At 64.2% G+C, this 18,589-nt stretch carries 19 protein-coding genes; 12 read left to right on the top strand and 7 right to left on the bottom strand.

Annotated elements, in window-relative coordinates:
• Window positions 1-1,053: an ornithine cyclodeaminase gene (gene ocd, locus ACWNZ3_RS09105; RefSeq protein WP_496899756.1), complete on the top strand. Its 1,053-nt coding sequence runs from the start codon at window positions 1-3 to the stop codon at window positions 1,051-1,053.
• A gap of 257 nt (window positions 1,054-1,310) precedes the next feature.
• On the opposite strand, the gene ACWNZ3_RS09100 is transcribed toward ocd, so the two are convergent.
• Both ACWNZ3_RS09100 and dksA read right to left on the bottom strand, forming a co-directional pair.
• Window positions 1,311-2,471 carry an FAD-dependent monooxygenase gene (locus ACWNZ3_RS09100; protein ID WP_496899755.1) on the bottom strand — a complete coding sequence of 387 codons (1,161 nt, stop codon included), beginning with the start codon at window positions 2,469-2,471 and terminating at the stop codon, window positions 1,311-1,313.
• Window positions 2,472-2,538: 67 nt separating this feature from the next.
• On the bottom strand, window positions 2,539-2,994 hold the full coding sequence (gene dksA, locus ACWNZ3_RS09095; RefSeq protein ID WP_269367376.1) for an RNA polymerase-binding protein DksA: 456 nt from the start codon (window positions 2,992-2,994) through the stop codon (window positions 2,539-2,541).
• 135 nt (window positions 2,995-3,129) lie between these two features.
• On the opposite strand from dksA, the gene ACWNZ3_RS09090 reads away from it, so the two are divergent.
• The 7 genes from ACWNZ3_RS09090 (at window position 3,130) to ACWNZ3_RS09060 (ending at window position 9,686) form a co-directional block, all read left to right on the top strand.
• Window positions 3,130-3,969, top strand: coding sequence for an AAA family ATPase (locus tag ACWNZ3_RS09090; RefSeq protein WP_114276504.1), 840 nt, complete (start codon window positions 3,130-3,132; stop codon window positions 3,967-3,969).
• 279 nt (window positions 3,970-4,248) lie between these two features.
• Window positions 4,249-5,619, top strand: a complete 1,371-nt coding sequence (locus ACWNZ3_RS09085; RefSeq protein WP_496899754.1) for a DUF2927 domain-containing protein — start codon at window positions 4,249-4,251, stop codon at window positions 5,617-5,619.
• 16 nt (window positions 5,620-5,635) lie between these two features.
• Window positions 5,636-5,806, top strand: coding sequence for an apolipoprotein acyltransferase (locus ACWNZ3_RS09080; protein ID WP_269367374.1), 171 nt, complete (start codon window positions 5,636-5,638; stop codon window positions 5,804-5,806).
• A gap of 3 nt (window positions 5,807-5,809) precedes the next feature.
• Window positions 5,810-6,997: a vWA domain-containing protein gene (locus ACWNZ3_RS09075; RefSeq protein ID WP_269367373.1), complete on the top strand. Its 1,188-nt coding sequence runs from the start codon at window positions 5,810-5,812 to the stop codon at window positions 6,995-6,997.
• Between the two features lie 248 nt (window positions 6,998-7,245).
• Complete coding sequence (locus ACWNZ3_RS09070; RefSeq protein WP_496899753.1) at window positions 7,246-7,674, top strand: OsmC family protein; 429 nt, start codon at window positions 7,246-7,248, stop codon at window positions 7,672-7,674.
• A 107-nt stretch (window positions 7,675-7,781) separates the two neighbouring features.
• Window positions 7,782-8,930 carry a cytochrome P450 gene (locus ACWNZ3_RS09065; protein ID WP_496899752.1) on the top strand — a complete coding sequence of 383 codons (1,149 nt, stop codon included), beginning with the start codon at window positions 7,782-7,784 and terminating at the stop codon, window positions 8,928-8,930.
• A 72-nt stretch (window positions 8,931-9,002) separates the two neighbouring features.
• Window positions 9,003-9,686 (top strand): M48 family metalloprotease, encoded by a 684-nt coding sequence (locus tag ACWNZ3_RS09060; RefSeq protein WP_496899751.1) that lies wholly within the window; start codon window positions 9,003-9,005, stop codon window positions 9,684-9,686.
• A 57-nt stretch (window positions 9,687-9,743) separates the two neighbouring features.
• Here ACWNZ3_RS09060 and ACWNZ3_RS09055 read toward each other — a convergent pair whose 3' ends face one another.
• The 5 genes from ACWNZ3_RS09055 to ACWNZ3_RS09035 form a co-directional block, all read right to left on the bottom strand.
• Complete coding sequence (locus ACWNZ3_RS09055) at window positions 9,744-10,286, bottom strand: RSP_2648 family PIN domain-containing protein (RefSeq protein ID WP_496899750.1); 543 nt, start codon at window positions 10,284-10,286, stop codon at window positions 9,744-9,746.
• Entirely contained in the window at window positions 10,286-11,521 is a 1,236-nt protein-coding gene (locus ACWNZ3_RS09050) for an RSP_2647 family RNA methyltransferase (RefSeq protein WP_496899749.1), read from the bottom strand. Before ACWNZ3_RS09050 ends, ACWNZ3_RS09055 begins: the two co-directional genes overlap by 1 nt.
• A 74-nt stretch (window positions 11,522-11,595) precedes the next feature.
• Entirely contained in the window at window positions 11,596-12,225 is a 630-nt protein-coding gene (locus ACWNZ3_RS09045) for a DUF6778 family protein (RefSeq protein ID WP_496899748.1), read from the bottom strand.
• Between the two features lie 530 nt (window positions 12,226-12,755).
• Complete coding sequence (locus tag ACWNZ3_RS09040) at window positions 12,756-13,034, bottom strand: hypothetical protein (protein WP_269367366.1); 279 nt, start codon at window positions 13,032-13,034, stop codon at window positions 12,756-12,758.
• On the bottom strand, window positions 13,031-15,832 hold the full coding sequence (locus ACWNZ3_RS09035) for a [protein-PII] uridylyltransferase family protein (protein ID WP_496899747.1): 2,802 nt from the start codon (window positions 15,830-15,832) through the stop codon (window positions 13,031-13,033). Before ACWNZ3_RS09035 ends, ACWNZ3_RS09040 begins: the two co-directional genes overlap by 4 nt.
• A gap of 28 nt (window positions 15,833-15,860) precedes the next feature.
• On the opposite strand from ACWNZ3_RS09035, the gene ACWNZ3_RS09030 reads away from it, so the two are divergent.
• The 4 genes from ACWNZ3_RS09030 to ACWNZ3_RS09015 all read left to right on the top strand — a co-directional run bounded on the left by ACWNZ3_RS09030 (window position 15,861) and on the right by ACWNZ3_RS09015 (window position 18,309).
• Entirely contained in the window at window positions 15,861-16,343 is a 483-nt protein-coding gene (locus ACWNZ3_RS09030; RefSeq protein WP_496899746.1) for a YbaK/EbsC family protein, read from the top strand.
• Between the two features lie 127 nt (window positions 16,344-16,470).
• Complete coding sequence (locus tag ACWNZ3_RS09025) at window positions 16,471-16,881, top strand: DUF2852 domain-containing protein (RefSeq protein WP_114276491.1); 411 nt, start codon at window positions 16,471-16,473, stop codon at window positions 16,879-16,881.
• Window positions 16,882-16,974: 93 nt separating this feature from the next.
• Window positions 16,975-17,400 carry an RDD family protein gene (locus ACWNZ3_RS09020; protein WP_496899745.1) on the top strand — a complete coding sequence of 142 codons (426 nt, stop codon included), beginning with the start codon at window positions 16,975-16,977 and terminating at the stop codon, window positions 17,398-17,400.
• 87 nt (window positions 17,401-17,487) lie between these two features.
• Window positions 17,488-18,309, top strand: coding sequence for an arginyltransferase (locus tag ACWNZ3_RS09015; RefSeq protein WP_274577209.1), 822 nt, complete (start codon window positions 17,488-17,490; stop codon window positions 18,307-18,309).
• Window positions 18,310-18,589 lie beyond the last annotated feature (280 nt).

Genomic DNA, 18,589 nt, shown 5'->3' with positions numbered 1-18,589 from the left:
ATGATGACCCCCTCTGACAAGGCGCTGGTGCCTTTCGTATCCGTCGATCACATGATGAAGCTGATCCACCACATCGGCGTGGAGGAGATGCTCAAAGGTCTCGCGGCCTATATCGAGGCTGACTTCCGGCGCTGGGAGCTTTTCGACAAGACCCCGCGCGTGGCCAGCCATTCGGAGAAAGGCGTGATCGAGCTGATGCCCACCTCGGATGGCGAGGATTACGGCTTCAAATACGTCAACGGCCACCCCGGCAACACCAGGGACGGGCTGCAAACCGTGACCGCCTTCGGCCTGCTGGCCGATGTGGCCTCGGGCTATCCGGTTCTGCTCAGCGAGATGACATTGCTCACCGCCCTGCGCACCGCCGCCACCTCGGCGCTGGTGGCGCGGCTGCTGGCGCCGAAAGGCGCACATGTGATGGCGATGATCGGCAATGGCGCCCAGTCGGAGTTCCAGAGCCTCGCGATGAAGGCCATCGCCGGCGTGGACGAGGTGCGTCTTTACGACATCGACCCCGCCGCAACCCGCAAATGCGCCGCCAACCTTGCGGGCCAGGGGATCACGGTGGTTTCCTGCGCCAGCGCCGAAGAGGCGATGCTGGGCGCACAGATCATCACCACCTGCACGGCAGACAAGCAATATGCCACCATCCTGACCGACAACATGGTCGGCAGCGGCGTGCATATCAACGCCATCGGCGGCGATTGCCCGGGCAAGACCGAACTGGCCCCGGCGATCCTGCAGCGGGCGGGGATCTTCGTTGAATACCCCGAACAGACCCGGATCGAAGGCGAAATCCAGCAGCTCGCCCCCGACCACCCGGTGACGGAGATCTGGCAGGTGCTGACCGGCCAGGCCCAGGGCCGGACCGATGACCGCCAGATCACGCTTTTTGACAGCGTCGGCTTCGCGATCGAGGATTTCTCCGCCCTGCGTTACATCCGCGACCAGATCGCGGGCACCGGATTTTTCCGACCCCTGGACCTGCTGGCAGACCCCGACGATCCCCGCGATCTTTTTGGCATGCTGCAACGGTCAAAGACCCAGGTCTGACCCGCTGACATCCCTGGTCTGGCGCCGCCCTTGCTTGAGCACGTCAGGGCGCCGACCGACCGGATTGCCAAGCACAATCGCCGAGGGGCCCCCGCAGGGGGAGACGGCTATTGTGCTTGGGAAGACGGGCGGATGGTGCCATGAAAGAGATCAATCAAGGGCGGCACCAGACCCTCCTGGGATGGTGGGCCCGCAGCGAAGATCCATCCCGCAGCAAAAATCCATAATGTAATCTGCGCGCAGCGCAGGCCTTCAGATCACGCCCGGGTCACGTCATGCCCGTAAAGCCAGTCAAATCCGCCAACCATCAGGCCCGGTGCCAGGCGGCTGACCAGCCCGAGACCCAGATGCGCAGCACTGCGGACAAGCCCCGGACGCAGATGATAGCGCCAGGCATTGCGTGAGGCCGCAGCGATCACCCGGCGCACCCGGGGTTGCCGTGCCGCCTGATAAGAGGCCAGACCCGCCTGCCCGCGCCCGGTCAGCGCCCCGGCCAGAACCCAGGCGTCTTCCAGCGCCATATTGGCCCCCTGGGCCAGAAACGGCAGCGTCGGATGGGCCGCATCCCCCAGCAGGACAATCCCGTCCTGATGCCAATGCGCCGCCACGGGATGCTGATGCAACCCCCAAAGGGTCACCTCGCGCACCGTCGCGATCATCTCTGCGGCCTGCCCGGAAAACCCGTCAAAGGCGGCGCGCAGATGCGCGGGCGCATCCGCATGGTTCCAGCCCTCCGCCGCCCAGCTGCCACGCTCCTCGACGGCGACAAGGTTCACCTGGCTTGCGCCCCGGATCGGATAGCTGACCAGATGGCGGCCCGGCCCCATGGCCACATGCGCCTCTGCCGGGTGGCCCATATGGTTCGGCACCAAAGCGCGCCAGGCCACCTGCCCGGTGAAAGCCGCCTTGTCCGCCCCGTTCAGGACAGAACGCGCGACGGAATGGATGCCATCCGCGGCCACCACCACCTCTGCGCGCCTTGTGCCGCCCCCGGCAAGCTGCACCTGCGGCAGGGTGCCGGGCCGCACGCTCGCCACTTTCGCGCCGAATTCAAAGCTGACATTGGCGCGCCGGGCCAGACCGGCCAGCATGTCGACCAGATCGGCACGGTGTAAAAAGCAATAGGGCTGGTCGGGGCGCAGGCGCGCAAGGTCGAGGCGCGCCACCTCGCGACCGGTCTCGGTCTGCAGCACAACCGCGCGGCCCGCCACCGCCTGTTTGCGGCGCAGCTCGGGCTCCAGCCCCAGGGCCCGCAGGACCGCCATGCCATTGGGGCTGACCTGCAGGCCCGCGCCGACTTCGCCCAGCCTGTCGGCCTGCTCCAGCAGCGTCACCGCAACACCGCGCCGTGCCAGGGCCGCAGCGGCCGCCAGCCCGCCGATCCCGGCGCCGATCACAATGGCATTTGAAATCCGCATCCTGCCTCATATGAAAACGCCGGGGCATTTGCCCCGGCGGATTGGATTGCCTGCTTTGGCGCCCCGCTCAATCGTCGCGGTGCACCTTTTCGCGGCGCTCGTGCTTTTCCTGCGCTTCCAGGCTCATCGTCGCGATGGGCCGCGCATCCAGCCGCTTGAGCGAGATCGGTTCGCCCGTCACCGAGCAATATCCGAACTCCCCTTCGTCGATCCGGCGCAGGGCCGCGTCGATCTTGCCCACCAGCTTGCGCGCACGGTCACGCGTGCGCAATTCAAGCGCGCGGTCGGTCTCTTCGCTTGCCCGGTCGGCCACGTCCGGAATGTTCCTTGTGCCGTCCTGCAACCCTTCGATGGTGTCGCGGCTGCCTGCCAGCAATTCGGATTTCCAGTTCAGCAGCTTGCGACGAAAATATTCCAGCTGCTTGTCATTCATGAATGGTTCATCTTCAGCCGGCGAATAATTATCCGGCAGGAAAACTTCCTGTTTCATCGATTGTCCCTCAAGTGTTTTTAGACTGAGCATGTGAGACTTATCTCCCCGAGAACGCTCCCTGCCGCAGCGTCTACCTCAGCCTTTCAGTTTTGTCACTACACAATCCTTTTGATTCTTGGTTAAAGACTTCAAGCCAAGCTCCGGATCACAGAGGATTGAAAGCAAATGAAATTTCAAGGCACCGCCGATTACGTCGCCACGGACGATCTGACCATCGCGGTCAATGCCGCCGTGACATTGGAACGTCCCCTGCTGGTCAAGGGTGAACCCGGAACCGGCAAGACGGAACTGGCGCTGCAGGTCTCTTCCGCGCTGGGGCTGCGGATGATCGAATGGAACATCAAGTCGACCACAAGGGCGCAACAGGGGCTTTACGAATACGATGCGGTCAGCCGGTTGCGCGACAGCCAGCTGGGCGAAGAGCGGGTGCATGACGTCAGGAACTACATCCGCAAGGGCAAGCTCTGGGAGGCCTTCGAGGCCGATGAAAAGGTGGTGCTGCTGATCGACGAGATCGACAAGGCCGACATCGAATTCCCCAACGACCTGCTGCAGGAACTCGACAAGATGGAGTTCTATGTCTACGAGACCGGCGAGACGATCAAGGCCCGCCAGCGCCCGATCGTCATCATCACCTCGAACAATGAAAAGGAACTGCCCGACGCCTTTCTGCGCCGCTGTTTCTTTCACTACATCCGCTTCCCCGAGATGGAGACGCTGAAAAAGATCGTCGAGGTGCATCACCCGGGGATCAAGCAGAACCTGCTGACCACCGCGCTGACGCAGTTCTACGAAATCCGCGATCAGGCCGGTCTGAAAAAGAAACCCTCCACCTCCGAAGTGCTGGACTGGCTGAAACTGCTGCTGGCCGAGGACATGGATGCCGAGGACCTCAGGAAGGACGGCAGCAGCGCGCTGCCCAAGCTGCATGGCGCCCTGCTGAAGAACGAGCAGGATGTGCATCTGTTCGAACGGCTTGCCTTCATGGCGCGCGCGCAACGCTGAACGCCGGGGGCCTGCGCCGCCGCTATCCGCCCGGCCCCGCGTGCTGACCTGAAAGCCACAATGCGCGCGCCTGCCCCAAACTGTCGGCTTTGCCTCCATTTTGCCTCAATTGCTCCCTACTCAAGTCGGGTCAGAAGGTGAAAAGGCCTCAGATCGACAGAACAAAAAGTGCAGGCAGGCACAGATGAACAGCAGAACCGCTCAGTCGGCGCAGGCATCCGCCGCGACGCCAGACCAACAGATATTCGCCAACCCCTTGTTCGGACAAGGGTTCTTTCTGTGAGGGGTCGCATTTTCCTGCCGCTCGTATTGCTGTTGAACGCCTGCGTCCCTGCTTCCAACCCCGATGTCGCCACCCGCGCCGCCCTTGACACGTCGGCCAGCAGCCTGCCACCGATGAAAAGCTTTGCAACCAGCCTGCCCGAAGCGCCGGTGCGGTCGAACAACGATCTTGCCCTGGATTTCATCGAACTGTCCTTCCAGATGGAAAGTGGCCGCAGCCTGCCGGTGCTGACCCGCTTTGAAACGCCGATTTCCCTGCGGGTTGCGGGCAGCCCCCCACCCACCTTGCTGCCCGATCTAAGAAAGCTGATGGCGCGTCTGCGCAGCGAGGCAAAAATCGACATCCGCGAGGCCCGTTCAGGGGATGCGAATATCACCATCCAGGCCGTCAGCCGCGAGGACATCCGCCGGGTTCTGCCCCAGGCGGCCTGTTTCGTGGCCCCCAATGTCACCACGATTGACGAATACCGCAGCGCCCGCAGGCAGGCCAAGACCAACTGGACCCTGCTGAAAACCCGCGAAAAGATCGCGATTTTCCTGCCGAACGATGCCAGCCCGCAAGAGGTGCGCGATTGCCTGCACGAGGAGCTGGCGCAGGCGCTGGGGCCGCTGAACGATCTCTACCGCCTGCCCGATTCCGTCTTCAACGACGACAATGTCCATACGGTGCTGACGGGTTTCGACATGCTGATCCTGCGCGCCTATTACGATCCCGCGCTGCGCTCGGGGATGACACGGGGCCAGGTGGCCGCCGCCCTGCCCGCGATCCTGGCGCGCATCAATCCGCGCGGTGCCCAGGCCAGGGCGCGCTTTGCCACCCGCACCCCCACGGAATGGAGCAAGGCAATCCAGACCGCGCTGGGCGGGCGTTCGGTCTCCTTTGCCAGGCGTCAGGCCGCGGCACAGGAAGCGATCCGGATTGCCGGTGCGATGGGCTGGCAGGACCACCGCCGCGCCTTTGCCCATTACGCCATGGGCCGTGTCATGCAGGCCAGCGATGCGGAAATGGCCCAGAAACATTATCTGATTGCCGACCGCTATTATGCGATGTCGCCGGGCACCCGGCTGCACCGGGCCTATGTCGCCACCCAATTGTCGGCCTATGCCATCACCAAGGGCGACGGCAACCGCGCCCTGCGGCTGATCGCCCCACATGTGGACACGGCGATCCAGTCGGAGAATGCCGCTTTGCTCGCCACCCTGTTGTTGCTGCGCGCAGAGGCGCTGGAACTGGAGAACCGCCCCACAGAGGCCAGTGGCGTCAGGCTGGACAGTGTGGGCTGGGCGCGATACGGGTTTGGGCCAGATTGGGCCGTGCGGGCCAAGCTGCGCGAAATCGCTTCGCTGAACCCGCTGAAAGGCTCGTAACCACGGGCGGAAGAATATGATCGCAATCGTTTTGGCGCTTGTCGGGGCCCTGATCGGTGGGCTGACCGCGCGCAGGCGGGCGGGCAACCGCAAGGACATCGCACAATACGCCGCAGGCTATGGCATTGCCTTCCTGATTGTCGGCATGATCCTGACCGTCATTGTTGACCGCATGATGATGGGCTGACGGATGTTCCTGCCCTTCTTCGACCAGCTGCGCGCCCATAAGGTGCCTGTCTCGATGCGGGAATTCCTGGCGTTCCTGGACGGCATGGCAGCCGGAATCGCGACCTATGACGTCGAGGCGTTCTATTACCTCGCGCGGGTGTCGATGGTGAAGGACGAGCGGAACATCGACAAGTTCGACCAGGCCTTTGCCGCAGCCTTCAAAGGCTTGGAAAACATCAGTTTGGACGACGTTCTTGAAGCTGTCGACATCCCGCGCGACTGGCTGGAAAAGATGGCGGAAAAGCACCTGACCGAGGCCGAGAAAGCCGAGATCGAAGCTTTAGGAGGCTTCGACAAGCTGATGGAAACGCTCAAGAAACGTCTTGAGGAACAAAAAGGCCGCCATCAGGGGGGCAACAAATGGGTCGGCACCGCGGGCACCTCGCCCTTCGGGGCCTATGGCTACAACCCCGAAGGCGTGCGCATCGGCCAGAAGGAAAGCCGCCACCAGCGCGCGACCAAGGTCTGGGACAAACGCGAATTCCGCAACCTGGACGACAATGTCGAACTGGGCACGCGCAACATCAAGGTGGCCCTGAAACGCCTGCGCCGCTGGGCCCGTGACGGCGCGGAGGAGGAGCTGGACCTGAACGGCACCATCCGCGCCACGGCAGAACATGGCTATCTGGATGTGAAAACCCGCCCCGAGCGGCGCAATGCGGTCAAGGTGCTGCTGTTTCTCGACGTGGGCGGTTCCATGGACCCGCATGTAAAGGTGGTGCAGGAGCTATTCAGCGCGGCCAAGGCGGAGTTCAAGCATTTTGAATATTTCTACTTTCACAACTGCCTTTATGAAGGCGTGTGGAAGGACAACCGCCGCCGCTGGGATGCACAGCTGAGCACCCATGAGATCCTGCGCACCTATGGCCCTGATTACAAATGCATTTTCGTTGGCGACGCCTCCATGTCGCCCTATGAAATTGCCTATCCGGGCGGCGCCAATGAACATTGGAACGCCGAAAGCGGCGCCACATGGCTGACCCGTGCGCGTGATCAGTGGCAAAGCAATCTGTGGATCAACCCGGTGCCGGAGAAATACTGGCCCTACACCCAGTCGATCTCCATGATCCGCGAGATTTTCGGCCCCGAGGCGATGGTGCCCATGACCCTTGAAGGCCTGTCGCGCGGGATCAAGACCATGGCGCGCTGAGGCGGCGCTTTTGGTGAACGGGCTGCGCGCCTGTATCGAAGGGGCAGAAAAAACCTCGGGAGTGATATATTTCCTTTATATTCCTGAGTATTAAATAAATAAGTTAAAGTGATGCTTTAACTTGATCGACACCTCCCATCGCCCGTGTTTCGCCCGTCCTTCACTTTCTCCTCCCCCACTGTACCTCATACGGAACGCTATGCGCATCGGCGCGTTGGTCCGGCGCATAGAGTTGAAAGGACGATATCATGGCAATCAAGAAATCAGGTTCGGCAAAATGGTCCGGCAATCTGAAGACAGGCAAGGGGTTTGTTTCCACCCAGACCGGCGTGCTGGCGGATCAGCCCTATGGCTTCAACACCCGCTTCGAGGATGGCAAGGGCACCAACCCCGAAGAGCTGATCGGGGCGGCCCATGCCTCCTGTTTCTCCATGGCGCTTTCCATGGTGCTTGAGGGGCATGACCTTGTCGCCGACAGCATTGAGACCAGGGCGACCGTCTATCTGGAGCAGAAGGATGGCGGGTTTCACATTCCCAAGGTGCATCTGGACGTGACCGCGACCATTCCGAATGCAACGGAAGACCAATTTGCCCAAGCGGCCAAAACCGCCAAGGAGAATTGCCCGATTTCCAAACTGCTGACGGCTGACATCACGATGGACGCCAGACTGGCCTGACGCTCCCGCCCGGCGCAAGCCGGGCGCCCTTCGTCATTGCACCCCGCGTCTTAGCAATTGGCTGGATTACAATTGGCTGGAGCTTCGGTCTGCCCTAGGCTCTTGCCATGTCCAACGCGCCCCTCTTCTCCCTCGACCCGGCCAGCTTTGCCGCTGATCCCTATCCCATACTCGCGCGTATGCGGCATGAGGCCCCCATCGCCTATGTGCCGGAACTGGATGCAACCCTGCTGACCCGGCGCGATGACATCCACCGCGAGGAAAAGCGGATCGAGGTGTTTTCCTCCCGGCAGCCGGATGGGCTGATGACCCGTCTCATGGGCGAGAACATGATGCGCAAGGACGGGGCCGACCATCAGGCGGAGCGGCGCGCGCTGTTTCCCGCGCTCAGCCCGCGCACCGTGGCACAGCATTGGGCCCCGGTCTTTGAAGCCTCGGCCCGGCGCATCCTTGCGGATCTCGCCCCGCGCGGCGCCTGTGACCTGGTGACGGATTATGCCATGCCGGTCTCGGCCTCGGCGCTGATCGCCATCACCGGGCTGGCGGAAATGTCCTGCGCGGAAATGGACCGGGTCAGCCAGCACATGATCGACGGCTGCGCGAATTACACCGGTGATGCCGGGGTGGAGGCGCGCTGTCACGCGGCCACGGCGCTGATCGACAGCCATATCGACAGGGCCTTCGCCAGCCCTGCCCCGATGAGCGCCCTTGCGGTTCAGCAGGAGGCGGGGCTGCCGATGGACAGCCTGCGCGCCAATATCAAGCTGGTGATTTCCGGCGGCCAGAACGAGCCGCGCGATGCAATCGCGGGCATCGCCTGGGCGCTCTTGACCCATCCCGACCAGTTGCAGCGCATCCGTCGCGGCCAGAACAGCTGGCAGGAGGCCTTTGCGGAATACGCGCGCTGGATCAGCCCCATCGGCATGTCGCCCCGGATCGTTGCGCGCGAGGACCGGGTGGGCGCGGTGCGGTTTGATCCCGGCGACCGGGTCTTTTTGATGTTTTCCTCTGCCGGGCGGGACGAGGCGCATTTTGACCGGCCGGAGGATTTTGACATCACCCGCGATACCGCTGCGGCCATCCCCTTTGGCGCCGGGCCGCATTTCTGCGCCGGGGCGGCCGCCGCGCGCTGCCTGATCACCCAGGTGGCCCTGCCGCTGTTGTTCGAGGCGCTGCCGGGCCTGCGGCTGACCGGGCCGGTGCCCTTCCGGGGCTGGGCCTTTCGCGGCCCCACGGCGATGCCGGTGGCGTGGTAAGACCGGGCGGGGCGCGCGGCATTCTACCGACAAACCGCTTGCCCCCGCGCCGCCCGCCCCCATATTGAGCGCATGATCCGTGTCCTTCCCATCCTTCTGGCCATTCTCTATGCGCTGGCGATGTACCGCTTTTCCAGCTGGCGCACCGCGCGGGAACTGGATGCTCGATCGACGCGGCTGGCCGATCCGGCCCTGAAGGAGGTCAGCAACAGGCTGGCCCGCGCGCTCGATCTGCCGCAGATCAAGGTGCATATCTACGAGATAGAGCCGGTGAACGGGCTGGCCGCACCGGACGGGCGCATTTTCATCACCCGCGGGTTCTACAACAAGTTCCGCTCGGGCGAGGTCTCTGCCGAAGAGATCGCATCCGTGATCGCGCATGAGCTGGGCCATGTGGCGCTGGGGCATTCCCGGCGGCGGATGATCGACTTTTCCGGCCAGAATGCCATCCGCACGGTGCTGGCGATGGTGCTGGGCCGGTTCATTCCATTCGTTGGCGTGTGGCTCGCCAATATGATCACCACGCTGCTGGCGGCGCGCCTGTCGCGGGGCGATGAATATGAGGCGGACGCCTATGCCGCCGCCCTGCTGACCAAGGCCGGGATCGGCGTTGCGCCGCAGATCTCGCTGTTTCGCAAGCTGGAAGCCCTGACCCAAAGCAACCATGGCAGCGCGCCGGCCTGGATGCTGAGCCATCCGAAGACCGCCGAACGCATCGCCGCGCTGCAAAAGCTGGAATCCCGCTGGAACAGCTGAGACAGAGCCGAAAAATTTGAATTTTTCGTGCCGGAATTTTTGAAAATTCCGCCCCCGCTACCGGGTCAGCGCCTTGGCCAGACGCGGCAGTCGCGCCTTTTTCAGCAGCGCCCGCATCTCCCATGCTTCGCCCGACAGCGCCCTTGCGGTCTGCAGGACATGGTCTGCCACGTTGGTGATCTTGCCCGGGTGATCCGTCCAGAGCCTGGTCAGGAAGTGATCCGGGTCGATCCGGTCCAGCCCTTCCCCGGCCAGGGTTCCCTTGGGAAAATCCTTGGCATTCAGGGTCATGATCGCATCGGCACTTGCCGCCACCGCGACCGCGAGAACATGGATGTCATCCGCGTCCGGCAGCCAGAGCCGCGCGGCAATGCCGGAGGCCGGAGGCCGTTCCGCCGCTGGCCAGTCGCGGCGCAGCAGGGCGATTTCGGCGCGCGCCTGGGCTTCGCCTGCCGGTCCCAGCTTGATGGCGGCGCGGGCCCATTCCTCAATGATGCGGGCCGACCAGACCGGCTCATACAATCCCTGTGCCGCCGCGCCCAACACCATTTCGCGCATCACCGTCGGATAAAGCACGCAGGTGTCGATCAGCACCCGCATCAGAGGCGGAAGAAGAGCGATTTCAGGTAGCCGCTTTCGGCCAGTTGCGGCAATTGCGGATGGTCCGGCCCGGCAAAACCGGTGTGCAGCAACACACCCTTGCGCCCCGCGCGGCCGATGCCGCGCACGCTGGCCACGCGGAACTGCGACAGGTCGGCGGCGTGAGAGCAGGAGCAAAGGCCCAGGATGCCATTCTCGGCCACCAGCGGTGCGGCCAGCCGCGCGATACGCTCATAGGCGCGCAGCCCCGCCTCCAGCGCGGGGCGCGCCGGTGCAAATGCCGGCGGGTCGCAGATCACCACATCGAATTCGGCCCCTTCCGCGCGCAAATCGGTCAGCACGTCAAAGGCATCGCCCTGCCGGGTCTGGAAGCGGTCGGCAAGGCCTGCGGCCTCGGCCCCGCCCTGCGCCAGTTCCAGCGCCGGGGCCGATCCATCCACCGCCAGCGCGCTCTGCGCACCCGCCGCGAGCGCGGCGAGGGAGAAGCCGCCCACATGGGCAAAGACATCAAGGACACGTGCGCCACGGGACAGGCTGGCCGCAAAGGCATGGTTGGGGCGCTGGTCATAGAAGATGCCGGTCTTTTGCCCGCCCGTGAGGTCGGCCAGATAGATCGCACCGTTCATCTGCACCGGCACCGGGCCGGTCGGCGCGCTGCCCGCCAGCACCGCGTTCACATCGTCCAGCCCTTCCAGCGCACGGGTGCGTCCGGCGGCGTTCTTGAGCACATGGGTCACGCCGGTCACGGCAATCAGGGCCGCGCACAGCGGCTCCAGCAGGGCCTCGGCCCAGGCCGCATTGGGTTGCACCACGCAGGTGTCGCCGAAACGGTCGATCACCACGCCGGGCAGGCCATCCGCCTCCGCATGGATCAGGCGGTAGAACGGCGCATCGAACATCCGCGCGCGCAGGTCCAGGGCGCGGGCGATATGCCCTTCGAACCAGCGCTGGTCGATGACAGCCGCCGGATCGCGGTCAAGCACCCGTGCGATGATCTTGGAATTCGGGTTGACCGACACCAGCCCCATTGGCTGCCGCTCGTTGTCTTCCAGCAGGGCCAGCGTGCCGGGGTCCAGCTTGCGGGTGCGGCGGTCGGTGACCAATTCGTTTGCATAGACCCAGGGAAAGCCGTGGCGGATGGCGCGGGCATTGGCCTTGGGCAAAAGCCTCACGACGGGCAGATCACCCGAAGGTGCTGCGTCAGAGGGGCGGGATGGGGAAAGGGGCGCTGTCATAGCGCCCCGTCTAGTGCTTTACCGCTGCCAGTGAAAGCCCGGAATTCAAAGGACCCGGGCAGAGGCCCGCCAGCCTACACCGAGGGCCTGGCCAGCTCCTGGCGGATCACTTGGGCCAGATAGCCGCTGACCCGCACTTTCTGGGTCTGACCGCGGCGGTCGGCATCAATCGCCTGCTTGCCGCCAAATGCGCGGAGGTTCGCCTCCACCTCCCGGGTCGGGGCCAGCGGCAGACCGGTTTCCGCGGAACGGACGGTCAGTTTGAATTCCATGTTGTGGACACCGCCGATGCTGTAGCGGGTCTTTTCCGTGACCGAATGGAAACGGGTCACCTCGACATCCAGCACCACGTCCACCATGCCATTCATGTCTTTGGTGCCGTGCAGAAAGGCCTGTTCAAAGATCTTCTGAACCTGTGCGTGGCGGTTGCCGATCGGCTCACCGCGCCAGACGATATCGGCACTCGGGTAAAAGAGGTTCGCCTCGGAGACCTTGAGGCTTTCCGGCACCCGCACATTGATGGCAGTGACCTGAAGCGATTGCGGCAGGACCATCTGCCCCCCCGCACCCTGCGCGGGTTGTTGAAAGGCCAGTTGCGGTGTCGCTTCGAAGGGCGCGTTGCGGCTGGCGAGGTCCGGCACGGACGAACAGGCAGAAACAAGGGCACCCAGGCCAATCGCGGCAATGATTTTCAAGGTCTTCATCAAGTCCTCCTTCGGGGCAACGCAGGGCCGCCCACTGTGGCGTTGAGGGACATTCGCCTCAGATTGAGGCACGTTTTAGTCGAAACGTCATTGATAATGGGGCCATTCGGCGGCGGTAGCGACATCCTCAGTCAATATCAGCCGCGTTAAGAGCGGCGGTCCGGACTGAGCAGGTCAGGTGCCCGATACGCGGAGTTTGCTGCCGTTCGCAACGAACCGTCGAGCCGCGCATCGACGGGCCGTGGTGCGGCGAGCCGACATCGGTGACTGGCACTTTATGGCTGCCAAGCACTTCCAAGTTATCCGTGGAACACGACAGCAGCCAAATCGCCGTGCCAGGGGACGGCCCGGCGATGCGCGGCGGCCTGCGGCCTTGATTCCGCGCGGGGGGCAGCGGAAAGGCCCGCCGTTCGTCGCGCTGTCCACCAATCGCCGCTCACGGTCGTTACGAAAGCAAGCCTGTCCGGCATAGCTGATAACAGGTGGCGGATTTCCGTCTCTTCAGGGGATGGATCGGCTCTAAATCAGCGCTAGTTGCGCGTGCGGCCGCGCCAACCGCCCCGGCGCCGGGGCGCGGTCATGCCGCCCTGCCCCTCGCGCAGCACCTGCGACATGGGGTGATCGGGCGCATCATCGCCATAGCGTTCCAGCAGGGTCTTGATCGCAGCACCCGTATCCTCTTCCAGCGGCAGGCTGAGCGCCCAGTCCAGAAAGATCGAGCGGCATTCGGACAGGGTGATCCCTTCGATCTGATAGCTTTCGTGTATCAATGCCTTGGGGTCCTCTGTCGTGCCTTTTGCCTTGCTCATGCGCTTTCATTCCCTTCTGGTCCCGAAAGGGCGCGGTCGATCACCGCCGCCGCCGCGTCATAGGTGCCGATGATCTTTACCTCAAGGGCGGGCAGATCTGGCGCATTCAATGTCCGGGCCAGAAAACCCGCACCGGCCTGACCCAGTGTTTCCTCTCCCAGCGGCTCAGCCGAGAGCAGGCGGCCCGCGCATTGCAGCGCCCAGCAGCGGGTGTAGGCCTGTTTCAGGGTCTCGGCCTCCTGCTTGTCGATCAGCCCCACGGTGCAGGCGGCGGTCAGCCCGTCAGGGATATGGCGCGCGGTGGTCCCGGCCAGCAGGGCGCCTGCCTGTGCCAGCAATTCGATGTCCTGCAACCGGCCCGGCCCGATCTTGGCGTCCCAGGGGCCTGCGGGGGCCTTGGCCTGGGCGATCCGGCTGCGCATCTCGGCCACTTCCGCCAGCGCCTTGTCGCGATCGGTGGGCCGGGCGAGGATATCGTCGCGCAGCGCATGAACCGCCACCGCCAGATCGGAAGGCCCCGCCACCACATCGGCGCGGGTCAGGGCCAGATGTTCCCAGACCCAGGCCTCTGACCGCTGATAGCTGTCAAAGCTGGCCAGCGAGGTGGCCACCGGCCCCTGATTGCCCGAGGGGCGCAGGCGCATGTCGATCTCGTAAAGCTTGCCCTGCGACATCGGCGCGGTCATCGCCGTGACCATGGCCTGGGTCAGCCGCGCGTAATAGCTGCGCGAGGCGAGCTGACGCGGCCCTTCCGATGTCTCCTGCCCCTGGGCATCATAGATCACCAGCAGGTCCAGATCGGAGGTCGCGGTCAGCCGCCCTGCCCCCAGCGACCCCATACCAAGGATCACGGCACCCCGCCCCGGCGGCGGGCCGTAGCGTTCCGCAAACTGCGCGACCACCACCGGCCAGAGCGCGGAGAGAACCGCGCGGGCCAGATCGGCATATTGGCGGCCCGCCGTCTGCGCATCGGTCAGACCGCGCAGCAGATGCACCCCGATGCGGAAATGCCATTCGCGGGCCCAGCGGCGGGTGCCGTCCAGCCGCGCCTCGTAATCCGGTTCGCGGGCCAGCACCTCGGACAGGGCTTCTCCCAGCGCCTCCGCCCCCGGCCAGTCGCTGAAGAAATCGCCGCCGATCACCGCATCCAGCACCTGCGCATTGCGCGACAGATGCGCGGCCAGCGCCGGTGAGGTGCTGACCACGTCGATCAGCAGGTCCGCCAGCTGCGGATTGGCCCTGAGCAGGGAAAACAGCTGCACCCCCGCAGGCAGCCCGGCCAGGAAACCGTCAAAGGCCAGCAAGGCTTCGTCCGGCTTGGCCGCATCGGCCAGCCGCGCCAGCAACTCGGGCTTGAGACGTTCAAAGATTTCCGCCCCCCGGACAGAGCGCAGCGCAGGATAGCTGGGCCAGCGGTCAAGGATCGTACTGTCGAAGGCATGGGGCGCGCCGGGTTGATCCGCACCCTTGCGCGAGGCGGCAAAGAAGCCTTCGGTCATTTCATGCACCGCGCTGAGGCGGCGGTGCAGGTCTTGCTCCAGCGCCAGTACATCCATGTCCATCATCGCCGCCAGCCGCGCAAATCCCTCCTCCGATCCCGGCAGCTCATGGGTCTGGGCGTCGCGCACCATCTGCAACCGGTGCTCCACCGTGCGGTGGGCGCGGTAATGGTCGGTCAGGGTTTCGGCGACCTCCTGCGGCACCCAGCCCTTTTCGGCCAGCACCTTCAGCCCCGCACAGGTGCCGCGCTGGCGCAGATCGGGGTCGCGCCCGCCTGCAATCAGCTGCCGGGTCTGGGTAAAGAACTCGATCTCCCGAATGCCGCCCCGGCCCAGCTTCATGTTGTGCCCCGGCAGGGTGATCGGCCCGCCCAGCCCCTTGTGCTCGCGGATTGCCAGACGCATGTCATGGGCATCCTGAATGGCGGCAAAGTCCAGATGCCTGCGCCAGACGAAAGGCCGCAGATCCGCAAGGAAACGCTCACCCGCCTTCACATCCCCCGCACAGGGGCGCGCCTTGATATAGGCTGCGCGTTCCCAGGTCCGGCCAAGGGATTCGTAATAGCGTTCCGCCGCTTCCATCCCCAGACACACCGGGGTCACCGAAGGGTCGGGCCGCAGCCGCAGATCGGTCCGGAACACATAGCCCTGCCCGGTCAGATCGCTGAGCGTGGCCGCCATCGCCCGGGTTGCGCGCACAAAGGCGCTGCGGGCGTCGTGAAACACCTCCGGGTCGAACCGGGTTTCGTCAAACAGGCAAATCAGGTCGATGTCAGAGGAATAATTCAGCTCGTGGGCGCCCATCTTGCCCATGGCCAGCACCACCATGCCGCCTGAATCCCCCAGATCGTCCAGGGTCACCCCGGGCAGCTTGCCGCGTTTGACCTGCACCACCAGCCCCGCATGCAATGCGGCGGCACAGGCCGCATCGGCATAATCGGTCAGCGCGCCTGTCACCTGCTCCAACGCCCAGGCGCCGCCTAGATCGGCCAGCGCCGCCATCAGCGCCACGCGCCGCTTGCCCTGCCGCAACCCGTCTGCCAGCCCCTCCGGAGCCAGCTCACCCGCGCCCCGGATCACCGCGCGGACTGCCGCCTCCGGGTCCGCAACGGCATCGGCCAGCCAGTCACGCTCCTTTTCCAGCAGTCCCGCCAGATAGGGCGCAGAGGCCCCGGCCCCGACAGCAAGCTCGCGCAGCTTCGGCGGCAGGTCGCCCACCAGCGCCTTGATATCATCGACCCGGCCCGGATCATGGGGTCGCGGGCATCGGGTGACACGGGCTTCGAGCGTACTTGTCATGGCCCCAGCTTTGCGACAGTCTGCGCCCATGAGCAAGAGCCTGAAAAGAGTCCGCGCCGCCCTTGAGGCTGCCGGCGTCCCCGCCGAGATCCGTGAAACCGAACTGGCCCGCACCGCCGCCGATGCGGCCGCTGCCGTGGGATGCGAGATCGACCAGATCGCGAAATCCATCGCATTGCGGGGCGAAACCTCCGGCGATGTGGTGGTCTTCATCACGGCCGGCGGCAACCAGGTCGACCTTGCCGCCGCCACCGCCCTGGCCGGAGAACCCCTGGGCAAGGCGGATGCGGCGCTGATCCGGGCGCAGACCGGCTTTGCCATCGGCGGCGTTTCCCCGGTCGGGCACCTCAATCCCTGCCGCATGTGGTTTGACCGGCGGCTGCTGGATTTCCCCGAAATCTGGGCCGCAGCGGGCACGCCTCATCACGTTTTCCGGCTTACACCGCAAGAAATGCTCCAGATTTCTGGCGCGCAAGTCGCTGATTTCCAACAGATTTCAGAGAAAATGTAAAAAGTCTTCACATACCCTCTTGTACGAATCGCGGCAATGCCCATCTTGGTTGATGTAAAAGGCATTCACATAAGACCTTTTGATCCCGAGGCCGCAGTCAGGCCTTACCACCAGAAAGGCTTGTCACATGACGACCATGACCGAAACTTCTAGCTACGGCACCCGCCAGAACTGGTTCGCCCGGACCGAGGGCTGGCTGGACGACAAGGGCAAAGGTGCCTGGATCGCCGCGATGGTGCTTGGCTTCATCTTCTTCTGGCCTGTCGGCCTCGCCCTTCTTATGTACATGATCTGGAGCAAACGCATGTTTTCCGGCCCCTCCTGCGCCAAGCGCAGCAAACGCACGATGATGACCACCCGCAACACCGGCAATGCCGCATTCGACGCCTACAAGGCGGACACGCTGCGCCGGCTTGAGGAAGAGCAGACCAATTTCGAATCCTTCCTGGAGCGGCTGCGCGAAGCCAAGGACAAAGCCGAGTTCGACCAGTTCATGGACGAACGCGCCAAGCGCAACGACGGCCCGGCAGAGGCCTGACGCATCACGGGTCGGCCCGGACACCGGGCCGACAACCTACCCTCTCCCGCCCCCGCCGCCTGCCGGGGGCCTTTGCCCGCCACAGGACCAGCAATGACACCCGATCCCTTCGACCAGCCGGAATTCTACGACGGCATCCTTGCAAAGCGCTTTTTTGCCTGGGTGGTGGACAGCATCCTGATTGTTGCCTTGTGCCTGCTGGTGCTGCCCTTCACCGCCTTTACCGGTGTGTTCTTTTTCCCCGCGCTGATCCTGGTGATCGGCTTCCTCTACCGGCTGGCCACCCTCGCGAGCGGCTCTGCGACCTGGGGGATGCGCCTGGTGGGGATGGAACTGCGCGACGGGCGCGACCTGCCCTTCGATGGCGGCACCGCCTTCATGCATACGCTGGGCTATACGGTTTCGGTCGCCATGGCCCCGCTGCAACTGATCTCCGTCGTGCTCATGATCACCTCCGCACGCCGGCAGGGGCTGACCGACATGCTGCTGGGCACCGTGCCGCTGAACCGGCGCACATGACACTGGGCGACTCTTTACCATTTTATTAAATGTCCCCTTGGCGCGTGACAGGACCTTGGTTATCATTTCGTCAACCAAAGGATCTCCATGCGCCACAGTCTTCCGATCACACCGCAGTTCTATGTGACCGCGCCGCAACCCTGTCCGTATCTTGAGAACAGGATGGAGCGGAAATTGTTCACGGCACTGCAGGGTGACACCGCGACAGAGCTGAATGACAGCCTGTCGGCACAGGGGTTTCGCCGCTCGCAGAATGTGCTCTACCGTCCCTCCTGCGCCGATTGCGCCTCCTGCCTTTCCGCACGGATCGACGTGGCCGCATTCAAACCCTCGAAGGGTCAGAAACGTACCCTGAAGCGCAACCGGCATCTGGTGCGCCGCGCCACCTCGCCCTGGGCGACGGAAGACCAATACGCCCTGTTCCGCCGCTATCTGGACAGCCGCCATGCGGACGGCGGCATGGCGGACATGGACATCTTCGAATTTGCCGCGATGATCGAGGAAACGCCGATCCGCAGCCGGGTGATCGAATATGTCGATCCCGAAACCGGTGAACTGGCCGGGGTCTGCCTGACCGATGTGCTGGCCGATGGCGTCAGCATGGTCTATTCCTTCTACTCTCCCGAGCTTCCCCGCAACGGGCTGGGCAATTACATCATCCTCGATCACATCGAGATCGCCCGCGCGGCGGGTCTGCCTTATGTCTACCTGGGCTACTGGGTCCCCGGCAGCCCCAAGATGGGATACAAGGCGCGCTTTTCCGGGCTGGAGATCTACCTAGGCGGTCACTGGCAGAAACTGCGCGACCCCGAAGAATTCAGGCCGGAGCAACACCCGCTCGGCAACGATCCGATTGCCGAACAGGTGGCCAATATCGCCCTGCCCGACATGGCGCGCCACCGCCGCTGACGGGCCCGGGGTCTGCCCGCTTCTTCATGCCAGAAATACTCAGAGCGCCCGGGGGCAAAGCCCCCCCGAGGTTATGCAGCCCGTGACAAGGCCCGCCTGCAATCCATGAAACGCATGAGGGCGCCCGGGGGCGCCCTGAGGCTGCTGAAAAAGCACGTTCCTGCACCCGCCCCCCCCCGAAACAACGAAATCGTTCTTCCACGACGCTAGCCACAAGCCTTGGCCCGGGTGTCAGCCCGGGCCGCGCCCGACCCTCCCCCCGGGAGGGCGCTTTTGGTGA

The sequence above is a fragment of the Sulfitobacter sp. IGS-18 genome, assembly GCF_059628195.1.
This window is presented reverse-complemented; position numbering and strand designations above follow the sequence as displayed.